The organism is Streptomyces sp. NPDC059009 (genome assembly GCF_042740175.1).
Classification (GTDB): domain Bacteria; phylum Actinomycetota; class Actinomycetes; order Streptomycetales; family Streptomycetaceae; genus Streptomyces.
Map to the genome: position 1 here is coordinate 161,440 of NZ_JBHYJB010000008.1, position 12,932 is coordinate 174,371.

A 12,932-nucleotide genomic window follows, 5' to 3' on the forward strand; every position below is an offset into this window, starting at 1 on the left:
GGGGTGCCCAGGCAGGTGCCGGGCGCAGCGCTGCGCCCGGCACCCCTTCACTCAGCTCAGCGGCCGCACAACGGCGCCGCAGGACGTGGACGTGCACCCCGCGCAACAGGACGACGCCCCCGGCACGACGACGCCGAAGGCGCCGCTGTCCGCGGCCGACACCAGGCCGGGCTGGAGAGCCGAACTACGGTGCTCGACGACGATCACACTCTCGATCTTCATCAGAATTCACCTCCTGGATCATTTATCGATGGACGCACGGAGCGTGAATTCAGAATGCCCCGCACAAGTGCCAAAGTATGGGAAGCGAGAACGTCGACTGTCAATGTCTGGATTCTTGAACGGGCGTCACCAATAAACGATTACAAATGTCATTGGTAAGTGATTACACACCTGTTTTGGAGAATGATCTACTGCTACGCTGGCGCGGCTTACGAGCGTCGAATGAGGCGGGATGGGGGCGGGATGACAGCGGCGGCAACGGCGGAGATCCTGGTGCGCATTCGGGAGGTCGACGTCGTCCGGCGGCGCGGCTCCACCCGGGTGCGGGCCCTGTCCGGGGTCAGCCTCGACGTGCGGCGCGGCGAACGCGTGGCGCTCCTCGGCGCCAACGGCGCGGGCAAGACGACGCTCACCCACGTCCTGCTGGGGCTGCTGCCGCCGCAGACCGGCACCGTCGAGGTGCTCGGCGGCTCCCCCGCCCCGGCGCTCGCGGCCGGCGAACTCGGCGCGATGCTCCAGGAGGCCGGACTGATGCGCAACGTGCGCGTCGGTGAACTCCTCGCCCTGGTCACCGAGTTGTACGGGCGCCGCGCCAGCGCCGACGTCCTCGCCGAGACCGGGTTACGGGAGTTGCGCAAGCGGCCGGTGGAGCAGCTCTCCGGGGGAGAGCGGCAGCGGCTGCGCCTCGGCCTCGCCCTCGCGGGGCTGCCCCGGCTGCTCTTCCTCGACGAGCCCACCGTCGCCCTGGACGTCGCGGCCCGGGCCCGCTTCTGGGACATCCTCAACGAGCGTGCGCAGGGCGGCGCCACGGTCCTTTTCACCACGCACTACCTGCACGAGGCGGAGCAGTTCGCCGACCGCGTCGTGGTGCTGCGGGCGGGCCGGATCGTCGCGGACGGCACGGTCGACGAGCTGCGCTCGGCCTTCACCGAGAGCCGGATCTCCTTCCGTACGGACGAACCGCTCGCCGAGGGGTGGCTGCGCGGACTGCCCGGAGTTCGGACAGTTGAACAGCGCGCCGCCGCCGAACAGCGCGCCGCCACCCATGTGTTGACGACCGTCGACAGCGACGCGACCCTCGCCGCGCTCTACGCGAAGGTCGCCGGGGCGGGCGGGATCGCGCTGCGCGGCGTCACGCTGACCTCCGCGTCGCTGGAGGACGCCGTGTCCGAACTGCTCACGCCGCCCCAGGACGAAGAGGGCGCACCGATGCCGGAGGGGACGGCCTGACATGCTGCGCTACGCGAAGCTGGACACGCTGTGCCTCATCCGCAGCGTCTACTTCCTCACCTTCTCCGTGCTGTTCTCGGCGGGCTTCTACCTGATGTTCACCGTGGTGGCGTCCGACGCGCTCTCCGACAGCCCGCGGTTCGCCCGCGACTACATGCTCTCCATGTCGGTGTCGGGCGCCTTCTTCGGAGCGCTCAACGGCGCGGGCATCCGCCTCGGCGCCGAACGCGGCGAGGGCTGGGCCCGCCAGGTGCTCCTCACCCCGCTGACCGGCCCCGCCTACCTCGGCGCGAAGGCCCTCACGGCGTGGCTGGCCACCCTGCCCGCGACCGTCGTCGTCTTCGCGCTCGGCGCGCTGGTCAACGACGTGTCGATGCCCGCGGGCGACTGGCTCGCCGCGCTCGGCGTGATCTGGGGCGCGAGCCTGGTGTTCGTGGTGGCGGGGCTCGCGGTGGGTCTTGTCGCGGTCGGCGAGGCCGCCCAGTTCACCTGCCTCGGCGTCTTCTTCCCGCTGGCGCTGCTCGGCGGACTCTGGTTCCCGCTCGACGACTTCCCGGCCGGACTGCGCCGCGCCGCCGACTACTTGCCGACGCGCGCCCTGGACCAGCTGGCCACGCTCGTCACGCCCGGCGACGCGGGCACGTCGTGGGTGCGCCCGCTCCTGGTGCTCTTCTGCTGGGGCGCGGTGCTCGCCACGGTGGTCGTGAGCCGGTCCCGGCCCGCCGTGCTGGCCCGGGTGTAGCCCTTCTCCGCCCCTGTACGGGTTTACGGGTCTTACGGCTTACGGCTTACGGCTTACGGAGCACTCCCCCGTACTCGTAGATCCCCGTCTTCGCGTCGGTGGCCCCCAGGTAGGGGCGCAGCTCGTCGTGGACCGGGGCGAGGGCGGGCTGTTCGGGGTCGGGGCGCCAGTCGACGAGGTCGACCAGGCCCGGGTCGAGGGGTTCCAGGCCGTCGAGGAGGGCGTCGACCTCGGCGGGCGTGCGGGTCTGCCAGGGGACGCCGCTGCCGGAGATGTGCGCCGTCATCGCGGCGCCCCTGGCCGGGTCGTCGGCGACCACCTGGGAGAGGCCGAGCAGACTGCCGGGCGCGGCGCGGTCGAGGACGGTGCGCAGCACGCGCCGGGGGTCGTCGGCGTCGGTGAGGTGGTGCACCACGGACAGGAACAGCACCGCGACGGGCTCGTCGAAGTCGATCAGGCGGGCCACGTCCGGGTGGGCGAGGACGGCCTCCTGGTCGCGCATGTCGGCGGTGATCACGGCGGTGCTCGCGTCGTCGGCCAGCAGGGCGCGGCCGTGGGCGAGGACGATCGGGTCGATGTCCACGTAGACGACGCGGGCGTCGGGCACGAAGCGCCGGGCGACCTGGTGGACGTTGTCGTCGGTGGGCAGCCCGCAGCCCATGTCGAGGAACTGGCGGATGCCCGCCTCGCGGGTCAGATGGCGCACCGCGCGGTAGAGGAACTCACGGTTCTGCCGGGCGATGTCGACGCACTCGGGGAAGTGCGGGAGCGTGGAGAGCAGGAAGTTCCGGTCGACCTCGTAGTTGTCCTTGCCGCCGAGCATCCAGCCGTAGGCGCGCGCCGACGTCGGTATGTCGTAGGGAATGGACGGCTCCTCGGCCGCGCTGTCACTGACCATGGCGCGACACTATCCCGTGATCCACGTTCGGGTGAACCCGTCCCGGAGTCGCCAACACCCGGGCGGGGAACGGGGGTTGGGGCGCCCGGCGGTACGGTCGCACGGTGTCCCGGACATGCGGAGTGCCGCACTCCCGAACTCGCCACCGTGGCGTACGCCACCCGGCCGCCATCCGGGCCGCCCGATGACGGATGATCTACGCATAGGGCCAACCGAATCACCAGAGAGGACCTCCCTATGGAAGAGCGCTTCGACGTCGTCGTGCTCGGAGCAGGACCGGGCGGCTACGTGGCCGCGATCCGCGCCGCCCAGCTGGGCAAGCGCGTAGCGGTCGTCGAGGAGAAGTACTGGGGCGGTGTCTGTCTCAACGTGGGCTGCATCCCGACCAAGGCCCTCCTGCGCAACGCCGAGCTGGCGCACATCTTCAACCACGAGGCGAAGACCTTCGGCATCAAGGTGGACGGCCAGGTCTCCTTCGACTACGGCCAGGCGTACAGCCGCAGCCGTGAGGTCGCGGACGGCCGGGTCAAGGGCGTCCACTTCCTGATGAAGAAGAACAAGATCACGGAGTTCGACGGCCGGGGCACCTTCCTGGACGCCAACACCCTCCAAGTCGCGAAGTCCGACGGCACCACGGCGACGATCTCCTTCGAGAACTGCATCATCGCCACCGGCGCCACCCCGAAGCTGCTGCCCGGCACCAGCCGCAGCGACCGCGTCGTCACGTACGAGGAGCAGATCCTCGCCGAGGACGTGCCGCAGTCCATCGTGATCGCGGGCGCCGGCGCCATCGGCATCGAGTTCGCCTACGTCCTGCACAACTACGGCGTGAAGGTCACCATCGTCGAGTTCCTCGACCGGATCGCGCCGCTGGAGGACGCCGACGTCTCCAAGGAGCTCGCCAAGCAGTACCGCAAGCTCGGTATCGACGTGCTGACCTCGACGCGCGTCGAGTCCATCGACGAGTCGGGCCCGCAGGTGCGTGTGACGGTCACCGGCAAGGACGGCGCACAGCAGGTCCTGGAGGCCGACAAGGTCCTCCAGGCCATCGGCTTCGCACCGAACGTGACGGGCTACGGCCTGGAGGCCACGGGTGTGGCGCTGACCGAGCGCGGCGCGATCGACATCGACGGCCGCGGCCGCACCAACGTGCCGAACATCTACGCCATCGGCGACGTGACCGCGAAGCTGATGCTCGCGCACACCGCCGAGTCCATGGGCATCGTGGCCGCCGAGACCATCGCGGGCGCCGAGACCATGGAGCTCGACTACCCGATGATCCCGCGCGCGACCTACTCGCAGCCGCAGATCGCCAGCTTCGGCTGGACCGAGGCGCAGGCCAAGGAGAAGGGCTTCGACGTCAAGGTCGCCAAGTTCCCCTTCACCGCCAACGGCAAGGCGCACGGCCTCGGCGACTACGTCGGCTTCGTGAAGGTCATCGCCGACGCCACGCACGGCGAGATCATCGGCGCCCACCTGATCGGCCCGGACGTCACGGAGCTGCTTCCCGAGCTGACCCTGGCCCAGCAGTGGGACCTGACCGTGCACGAGGTCGCGCGCAACGTGCACGCGCACCCGACGCTCGGTGAGGCCGTCAAGGAAGCGGTGCACGGCCTGGCCGGACACATGATCAACTTCTGACCCGGCGCGGGACCGGTCCTGGACCGGAGCCCGCTCCGCCCACCGGCCCCGTCACTGCTCCAAGTGGCGGGGCCGACCGGTCCGGAAGATCATGGCGGAACGCGACTGAATGCCTCGGGGGCGAGGAGAGGCAGTTCCGCATGTTTGCTGGCCTGGGCCGATTCGTCGTCCGCCGCGCCTGGTGGATCATCATTGCGTGGGTGGTGGCGGCCGGCGCCGTGATCTCGCTGGCGCCGAAGCTCACCTCCAGCTCCGACGAGGCGAGCTTCCTTCCCGACCACTACGAGTCGATCCGCGCCGCCGACGTCCAGGAGAAGGACTTCCCCAAGCAGGAGAACATCGGCGCGGTCATCGTCTTCGAGCGCTCCGACGGCGGGAAGCTCACCGAGGCCGACTCCGCGAACGTGGTCCGCATCTCCAAGGACCTCCAGGCGAAGAAGATCCCGGACGTCCAGCAGATCGTCCCGGGCGAGGTCTCGCCCAACAAGCTGGTGCAGACGGCCATGGTGGCGATGCCGAAGGTCACCAACCCCGAGGACACCAAGCAGCAGGACGCGGTCAAGGACCTGCGCGCGGACCTGAAACCGGAGTTGAAGGGCACGGACCTGTCGGCCGGGATCACCGGCTCCGCCGCCCAGGCCCTGGACGAGAGCGACGCGTCGAAGAAGGCGGGCATGCTCGTCGGGGTCGGCACGATCGTGATCATCATCGTGCTGCTCCTCGTGATCTTCCGGAGCCCGATCATCGCGTTCCTGCCCGTCGTCCTGATCGGCCTGATCTCGCCGATGGCGACCGGTCTGATCGCCGCCGCCAACAAGGCGTTCGACATGAAGGCGGACTCCTCGATCCAGGAGCTGCTGACCGTCGTCCTGTTCGGCGTCGGCACGGACTACATCCTGTTCCTCCTCTTCCGCTACCGGGAGGCGCTGCGCGCGGGCGAGGACCCCAAGGGCGCGATGGTGCACGCCGTCGAGCGGGTCGGCGAGGCCATCACCTCGGCGGCGGGCGCCGTCATCGTCGCCTTCGCCGCCCTCACGCTCTCCTCCCTCGGCATGCTCCGCTCGATGGGCCCCGCCCTGGCCATCGCCGTGTTCCTGACCCTGCTCGCCGGGCTCACGCTGGTGCCCGCGGTGGTCTCCAAGCTCGGTACGAAGGTCTTCTGGCCCTCGAAGTCCTGGCAGCGCGAACCGCACGGGACGGGCTTCGCCAAGCTCGGCGGCTCGATCGCCCGCAAGCCCGCCGTGTGGGCCGTCGTCTCCGCCCTGTTCATGGGCGCCCTGGCGCTCGGCGCGCTCGGCTACCAGGCCAACTTCGACCTGGCCGGGTCCTCGCTGCCCAAGAACAAGGAGTCGATGGTCGCCCTGAAGAACCTCCAGAAGGGCTTCCCGGCGGGCACCACCGACCCGACCTCCGTCTATCTGACCTCCACCACCGACAAGCCGCTCACGGACGCGGAAGCCGACGTCTTCCGCACGAAGCTCGCGGACGTCAAGGGCGTGGGCCAGGTGGCCGAGCCGGTCCTGAGCCCGGACAAGTCCACCGCCTCGTACTCCGTGGTCCTCGCCGATCCGCCCGCCTCCGACCAGGCGCTCGCGACGGTCAAGGACAAGCTGCGGCCGGCCGCGCACGCCGATGCGCCACCGGGGACGAAGGCCCTCGTCGGCGGGATCACCGCGGTGTACGTCGACATCAACAAGGCCGTGGACCGCGATTATTCGGTGGTCTTCCCGGTGGCGGCACTGGCCATCATGGTCATCCTCGGCCTGCTGCTGCGCAGCCTGGTGGCGCCCTGGTACCTGATGCTGTCGGTGGCTCTCGGCTTCGGCGCGACGCTGGGTGCGACCTCGCTCCTGTTCACGAAGATCGGCAGCCAGCCGGGCCTGATGTTCATGCTGCCGGTGATCATGTACTTGTTCGTGGTCGCGCTCGGCACGGACTACAACATCCTGATGGTCTCCCGCCTGCGCGAGGAGGCCCGCGAGGGCCGCAGCCCGCACGACGCGGCGGGCACGGCGGTACGCCACTCCGGGCCGACCATCGGCTCCGCGGGCGTCATCCTGGCGGGCACCTTCGCGACGCTGATGCTGGCGGGCAACTCGACGCTCTCCCAGATGGGTTTCTCGCTCTCGTTCGGCATCGCGATCGCGGCGTTCATCATGGCGATGCTCTTCACCCCGTCGCTCACGGCCCTCATCGGCCACGCGGCGTGGTGGCCGGGGCACGGGGACCAGAAGCGCAACGGGTCGTCGGGGACGCCGAGTTCGGGCCCCACGCCGCCCGCTCCGGCTACGGAGCCGGGGCCGTCCGACGGGAGCGCCCCACCCCGGTGAACGCGCCGAGCAGCGCGATCGCCATCACACAGCCGCCCACGGCCAGACACACCGCGGCGACCCCGAACCCGGCGGCCGCCGCGGTGACGGCCGCGGCACCGAGCGGCCCGAGCGCGGAGTGCAGGGTCCAGAACGCGGCGGTGACCCGGCCGAGCAGATGCCCCGGTGTCACCTCCTGGCGCAGCGACATCGAGCTGATGCCCGCGACGCCGGTGCCGCACAGCATCCCGGCGGCCAGCACACCGAGCACCACGACGCTCGACGAGAGGCCGAGCACGGCCACACACGCGCCCGTCACCGTGGTGGCCCCGATCCACACCACCCCGAACCCGCCCCGCTCGCGCAGCCGGGCGACCGCCAGAGAACCGACGAAGGTGCCGAGGGTACCCGCGGCCAGGACATAGCCGACGGTGCTCTCCGCATGCCCGAGATCCTCTTTCACGCGGAAGATGAGCACGTCGGTGATCCCGTACGTGAGAAAGGTGATCCCGGACAGCAGGACGGTGAGGGGACGCAGCACCGGATGCCGCCACAGGAACCGGGCGCCCGCCAGGAACTCCCCCTTCACACCGCCCTGTTGCCCCTCGGGCCGCCCCGCGGCCCGGACCTTCACGAAGAGGATGCCGAGGGCCGAGACCGCGAACGTCGCCGCGTCGATCCCGATGGCGGCCGCCGCCCCGAACGCGGCGGCGACCAGCCCCGCGAGGGCCGGCCCGGCCACGCCCACCACGGCGTACGAGGCGTACAGATGGCCGTTGGCGCGGGTGATCTGGCCCGGCTCCACGATGCCGGGCACCACGGTGACGTACGTGACCTGGAAGAGCATCGAGAAGACCCCGGCGACCGGGACGACGGCGTACAGCAGCCACACCGGGCTCGCGAAGAGCCAGACCAGCGGGATCAGCGCGTACAGCACACAGCGCACCGCGTCGGCGGCCATGAGCAGCCGCCGCCGGTCCACGCGGTCGGCCACCACCCCGGCGAAGATGCCCGTCACGATCGAGGCGACCCCGGTGAGCGCGGTGACCAGTCCCATCTGCAGGACGGATCCGGTGCTGTGCAGCACCAGGAGCGGCACGGCCACCGCGGAGAAGGAGTCACCGAGAGCGGAGAGGGTCTGAACACCGAGGAAGACACGGTAGTTGGGGTTGCGCCACAGAGAACCGCGCGCAGCCTCGGGCAGCTGCCCGAGGGCTGCTTCCGCCGCCGCCACGACGTCATCGCCCTCGGACTTCTCCCCCGCCGCCATGGCCGCCGCCTCCCGCTGCTGGACCGCCCCGATGCGCACGCGAGGGGACCACGCCGAGCCGACACCTGTCCAGGCCATAGCCTCACCCCATGACGCCCCAGACCGACCCCGCTGCCCCCACCACCTCCCCGGCGCTCCCCCACGTCCGTCCGCGCGCCGACCCGGACCTGGACGCCTGCGTCCAGGTCCTCGCCGCCGTGCACGCCCACGACGGCTACCCGGTGAACTGGCCCCTGCGGCCCCGGGAGTGGCTCGCCGGGACGGCGCAGAGCGGGGCGTGGGTGGCCGAGCTGGACGGTGCGGTCGTCGGGCACATCGGGCTCGCGCGGGCCGACGACGGCGACGCGGCACCCGGCCTGTTCAGCAGCCGTACGGGGATGAGCACGGCCGAGACCGCCGTGGTGAGCAGGCTGTTCGTGTCCCCGGACGCACGGGGCCACCGCATCGGCGCCCTGCTCCTCGAACACGCCGTACGGGAGGCACACGGCCTCGGCCTGCATCCGGTGCTCGACGTCGTGGCCACGGACACGGCGGCGGCCGCGCTGTACGAGCGGCAGGGCTGGGAGCTCCTGGCCACGACCGAGCAGCAGTGGGCCCCGGGCCGGACCGTCGTGTTGCACAGCTACGCGGCAGGGCGAGACGGCGACGCGTGAACCTCGTCGGGCGGCGCCTCTTCGGACGTGCCGCCTTCGCCGCGGCGATGACCGAAGCGGTCGCCTCCCCGCTCAAGGACATCCGGACCGTGCCGGAGATCGACGACATCCGGTTCGCGACCCCGGACGTCGCCGTCGTGAGCCTGACCAAGACGGTCCACGACGGGCGCCCCGCCGCCCGGCGGACCTCCGAGCCTCCCGCGCAGGGCGTCCTGACCTTCGTGATGACCCGGGAGACGGGCGACCGGCGCACAGCCCTGGCCCGGACGACACCCCTCGCCTGACCGGTCAACACGCAAGAGAATCGCCCACGCCAGGGTGACAGAGCTCGCGGCGGCGGGTGCCCGGCCGGTAGGACGGGGCGGGTCAGCCGGTCGCCCCGTCGAGGAGCCGCACACCCGTGAGTACCCGCGCAGTTCTGGTCGCCGCCGTCATCACCGGGATCCTTCTGGGGATCGTGGGAACCAGAGCGGAGGGCACCGGATCGGCCGGTCCGCCACGTCACAGTGGTTCCTTCGCCGAGTCGGGCCATTAGGCTGCGGGCTTGCCGCGTGGCATCCGTCCCCGCCACCCGGCAGCCGAGCCGCCGTCGACGGAAGCGAGTGGACCTTTGAACTTCCTCACCATCGGTCATCGCGGAATCATGGGTGTGGAGCCCGAGAACACCCTGCGTTCCTTCATCGCCGCGCAAGCCGCGGGCCTCGACCTCATCGAACTCGACCTGCACCTGAGCAAGGACGGCGCCCTCGTCGTCATGCACGACGCCCTGGTGGACCGGACGACGGACGGCAAGGGCCCGATCGCCGAGAAGACCCTCGCCGAGCTCCGTGAGCTGGACGCCGGGCGGGGCGAGCGCATCCCCGTCTTCGAGGAGGTCCTGGACGCGGTGCGGGCGCCGCTCCAGGCCGAGATCAAGGACGTGGCGGCGGCCCGTGCGCTCGCCGAGGTCATGCACCGGCGCGACCTGGTCTCCCGGGTCGAGGTGATCTCCTTCCACGACGAGGCGATCGCGGAGATCGCCCGCCTGGTGCCGGGTGTGCGCACGGCGCTCGTGGCCAGCCGCTACGGCACGGACGTCGTGGAGCGGGCCACCACGGTCGGCGCCACGGCTCTCGTCCTGAACATCCGGCGGCTGACCCTGGAGATCGTCGAGCACGCCCGCAAGGCCGATCTGCGCATCATCGGCTGGGTCGTGAACACCCAGGACGACCTGCGCCTGGTCCGCGCGCTGCAGCTCGACGGCGCGACGACGGACTACCCGGAGATCAAGCGCACGGGCCGCTTCACCGCGTGACGCCGGACGCCGCTACGCGAGCGGCTTGACCAGCAGCTCGAACTGCAGGTCGTCGCGCTGCGGGATGCCGAAGCGCTCATCGCCGTACGGGAACGGGGTCATCTGTCCCGTACGGCGATAGCCGCGCCGCTCGTACCAGGCGATGAGTTCGCCCCGCACCGAGATCACGGTCATATGCATCTCGGTCACGCCCCAGGCGGCGCGGGCGGTCCGCTCGGCCTCGGCGATGATCTCCTTGCCGAGGCCCGCGCCCTGCAGCGCGGGGCTGACCGCGAACATCCCGAAGTAGGCGTGCGCGCCCCGGTGTTCGAGCTGGCAGCAGGCGACGACGGCGCCGTCCCGCTCGACGGTGAGCAGCTTGCTGTCGGGCGCCTTGATGACGTCGAGGACACCCTGCGGGTCGGTGCGCTGCCCCTGCAGGATGTCGGCCTCGGTGGTCCAGCCCGCCCGGCTCGAGTCCCCGCGGTACGCCGACTCGATGAGCGCGACCAGGGCGTCCGCATCGGCGTCGGTGGCGTCCCGGTAGGTCAGGGCGCCGGTGGCGGGGGTCGGGGCGGTGTCCATGGGGCGGTACTCCGGTCTCTCGGCGAGCATGGCGGACCCCGCCGGTGCGCGGTCCACGGCACGGCAGGGCACCGCCGAGCCTAACCCCGCCACTAGGCTGCGGGCGCATGGTGCACGTACTGAGCAGCAGGACCCTCCTCACACCCACCGACCCCGAGCGCTCACGGGCCTTCTACGGCGAGGGCCTCGGCCTCGCCGTGTACCGCGAGTTCGGCACGGGCCCCGACCGCGGCACCGTCTACTTCCTCGGCGGCGGCTTCCTCGAACTCTCGGGCCGCGCCACCGCACCGCCCTCCCCCGGGCTCCGCCTCTGGCTCCAGGTGGCCGATGTGGCGGCGGCGCACGCGGAGCTGGCGGGACGCGGGGTGCCGGTGGTGCGGGAACCGGTGAAGGAGCCGTGGGGGCTGGTGGAGATGTGGCTGGAGGATCCGGACGGGGTGCGGATCGCGGTGGTGGAGGTGCCCGAGGACCATCCGCTGCGGTATCGGCCGTAGGCGTCCGGGCCGCCCGGATCAGACCGGAGCAGCCGATCAGCCCGGATCAGAACGATCAGCCCGGATCAGCCGGATCAGTCGGCCACCCCGTCGAGCCGCCCCCGCTCCGCCCGGTCACTGAGCCTCAACAGGAGCGCGATCATCAGCCAGTTGGCGATCAGCGACGAGCCGCCCTTGGCGAGGAACGGGATGGCCTTGCCGGTCAGCGGGACCAGTCCGGTGACGCCGCCCGCGACGACGAAGACCTGGAGGGCGAGCGCGCCCGCGAGGCCGCAGCCCAGGAGCTTGCCGAAGGGGTCGTTGAGGCGGACGGAGGCGGCGAAGCCGCGCTGGACGAGGAGGGCGTACAGAAGGAGGACCGCCAGCATGCCGGCCAGGCCGAGCTCCTCCCCGACCGTGGTGAGGATGAAGTCGCTGCGCCCCGCGAAGCCGATCAGCTCGGGGTGGCCCTGGCCGAGACCCGAGCCGGTCAGGCCGCCGCTGCCGAAGGAGAAGAGGGCCTGGGCCGCCTGGTCGGAGACGAGGCCGGGCGGCCGCTGGTCCGGGGGCAGGAACACCGCCATCGGCTCCAGCCACGCCGCGACCCGGCCCCGGACGTGGGGCTGGGTGGTACCGACGACGGCGGCGCCCACGACCGCCATCGCGAGGCCGCAGACGATCCAGCTGGTCCGGGACGTGGCCACGTACAGCAGCATCACGAACAGGCCGAAGAAGATCAGCGAGGTGCCCAGGTCCCGCTCGAAGATCAGCACGAGCAGGCTCAGGACCCAGATCACGACGATCGGCGCGAACTGCCGGGCGGGCGGCAGCCGCATGCCGAACACCTTGCGGCCGGTGAGCGCGAGGGCGTCGCGCTGGGTGGCGAGGTAGCCGGCGAAGAACACCGCCAGCATGATCTTCACGAACTCGCCGGGCTGCATGGACAGGGGCCCCAGGTAGATCCACCGCTTGGCGCCGTAGGTGTCGCCCGGGAAGAACGCCGGGGCCATCAGCAGGACGAGGGCGACCGCCATCATCACGTACATGTAGCGCCGCAGCACCCGGTGGTCGCGGATCAGCGCGAGCGTCCCCGCGCACACCCCGACCCCGATGACCGTCCACATCAGCTGTCCGGGAGCCGTCTCGACCGCGTTCTTGAACTTCTTCGCGTACGTCACGTCGAGCCGGTAGAGAAGGACCAGGCCGAGGCCGGACAGGAGGGCGCCCAGGGGCAGGATCAGCGGGTCCGCGTACGGGGCGTAGCGGCGGACCGCGATGTGCGCGACGAAGAGGAACAGCAGCACGCTCGCCGCGAACCCGGAGATCCCGTTCGGCAGTTGGCCCGTCATGGACAGGCCCGTGTAGATCTGTCCGCCGATCGTGACCGCCGCGACGAAGCAGAGCAGCAGCGCCTCGGTGGTGCGGCGGTGCCGGGCCGAGGCACGGCGGTTTTCCTTGGTCAGTTCCTCCGCCATGCTCCGCCCCACGTGAAATGTTCCGTTCTGTCGTACGCAGGGAGAGAGTGCGTTTCTTCATCATTCGTTCCGAATGATGAAGAAAGTGACCAAGAGAAGGCCATCTCTGTTCAGGACCTGACCGTTCCGGTCGTGAGCGGCGAGCGGATCGCCTACGTTGA

The 12,932-nt window shown here is 70.8% G+C and carries 13 protein-coding genes; 8 read left to right on the top strand and 5 right to left on the bottom strand.

Annotated elements, in window-relative coordinates; all coding sequences use genetic code 11:
* Positions 1 to 51: 51 nt before the first annotated feature.
* On the bottom strand, positions 52 to 222 hold the full coding sequence (locus tag ACFWYM_RS10470; protein WP_384833147.1) for a hypothetical protein: 171 nt from the start codon (positions 220 to 222) through the stop codon (positions 52 to 54).
* A 243-nt stretch (positions 223 to 465) separates the two neighbouring features.
* Between ACFWYM_RS10470 and ACFWYM_RS10475 the strand changes: the two genes are divergently transcribed.
* Both ACFWYM_RS10475 and ACFWYM_RS10480 read left to right on the top strand, forming a co-directional pair.
* Positions 466 to 1,452 (top strand): ATP-binding cassette domain-containing protein, encoded by a 987-nt coding sequence (locus ACFWYM_RS10475; protein WP_384833150.1) that lies wholly within the window; start codon positions 466 to 468, stop codon positions 1,450 to 1,452.
* A 1-nt stretch (position 1,453) separates the two neighbouring features.
* Positions 1,454 to 2,194, top strand: coding sequence for an ABC transporter permease (locus tag ACFWYM_RS10480; RefSeq protein WP_384833153.1), 741 nt, complete (start codon positions 1,454 to 1,456; stop codon positions 2,192 to 2,194).
* Between the two features lie 46 nt (positions 2,195 to 2,240).
* Here the strand turns inward: ACFWYM_RS10480 and ACFWYM_RS10485 are convergent, their stop codons facing one another.
* Positions 2,241 to 3,092, bottom strand: a complete 852-nt coding sequence (locus tag ACFWYM_RS10485; RefSeq protein WP_384833156.1) for an SAM-dependent methyltransferase — start codon at positions 3,090 to 3,092, stop codon at positions 2,241 to 2,243.
* Positions 3,093 to 3,329: 237 nt separating this feature from the next.
* On the opposite strand from ACFWYM_RS10485, the gene lpdA reads away from it, so the two are divergent.
* Positions 3,330 to 4,733: a dihydrolipoyl dehydrogenase gene (lpdA, locus tag ACFWYM_RS10490; protein ID WP_384833159.1), complete on the top strand. Its 1,404-nt coding sequence runs from the start codon at positions 3,330 to 3,332 to the stop codon at positions 4,731 to 4,733.
* 140 nt (positions 4,734 to 4,873) lie between these two features.
* Positions 4,874 to 7,063: an MMPL family transporter gene (locus tag ACFWYM_RS10495; protein ID WP_384833162.1), complete on the top strand. Its 2,190-nt coding sequence runs from the start codon at positions 4,874 to 4,876 to the stop codon at positions 7,061 to 7,063.
* On the opposite strand, the gene ACFWYM_RS10500 is transcribed toward ACFWYM_RS10495, so the two are convergent.
* Entirely contained in the window at positions 7,020 to 8,390 is a 1,371-nt protein-coding gene (locus tag ACFWYM_RS10500; protein ID WP_384833165.1) for an MFS transporter, read from the bottom strand. The two genes, ACFWYM_RS10495 and ACFWYM_RS10500, sit on opposite strands and share 44 nt — an antisense overlap.
* A gap of 11 nt (positions 8,391 to 8,401) precedes the next feature.
* Between ACFWYM_RS10500 and ACFWYM_RS10505 the strand changes: the two genes are divergently transcribed.
* From ACFWYM_RS10505 to ACFWYM_RS10515, 3 genes are all read left to right on the top strand, one after another.
* Positions 8,402 to 8,965: a GNAT family N-acetyltransferase gene (locus tag ACFWYM_RS10505; RefSeq protein ID WP_384833170.1), complete on the top strand. Its 564-nt coding sequence runs from the start codon at positions 8,402 to 8,404 to the stop codon at positions 8,963 to 8,965.
* Positions 8,962 to 9,249: an SgcJ/EcaC family oxidoreductase gene (locus ACFWYM_RS10510; RefSeq protein WP_384833173.1), complete on the top strand. Its 288-nt coding sequence runs from the start codon at positions 8,962 to 8,964 to the stop codon at positions 9,247 to 9,249. The genes ACFWYM_RS10505 and ACFWYM_RS10510 overlap by 4 nt, the downstream gene beginning before the upstream one ends.
* 326 nt (positions 9,250 to 9,575) lie before the next feature.
* The gene (locus tag ACFWYM_RS10515; protein ID WP_384833175.1) at positions 9,576 to 10,259 is read left to right on the top strand and encodes a glycerophosphodiester phosphodiesterase; all 684 of its coding nucleotides are present in this window, start codon (positions 9,576 to 9,578) and stop codon (positions 10,257 to 10,259) included.
* Between the two features lie 12 nt (positions 10,260 to 10,271).
* Here the strand turns inward: ACFWYM_RS10515 and ACFWYM_RS10520 are convergent, their stop codons facing one another.
* Complete coding sequence (locus ACFWYM_RS10520; protein WP_384833349.1) at positions 10,272 to 10,823, bottom strand: GNAT family N-acetyltransferase; 552 nt, start codon at positions 10,821 to 10,823, stop codon at positions 10,272 to 10,274.
* Positions 10,824 to 10,930: 107 nt separating this feature from the next.
* Between ACFWYM_RS10520 and ACFWYM_RS10525 the strand changes: the two genes are divergently transcribed.
* Positions 10,931 to 11,317, top strand: coding sequence for a VOC family protein (locus ACFWYM_RS10525; protein WP_384833178.1), 387 nt, complete (start codon positions 10,931 to 10,933; stop codon positions 11,315 to 11,317).
* Positions 11,318 to 11,391: 74 nt separating this feature from the next.
* Here the strand turns inward: ACFWYM_RS10525 and ACFWYM_RS10530 are convergent, their stop codons facing one another.
* On the bottom strand, positions 11,392 to 12,771 hold the full coding sequence (locus ACFWYM_RS10530) for an FtsW/RodA/SpoVE family cell cycle protein (RefSeq protein WP_384833181.1): 1,380 nt from the start codon (positions 12,769 to 12,771) through the stop codon (positions 11,392 to 11,394).
* Positions 12,772 to 12,932: the final 161 nt, after the last annotated feature.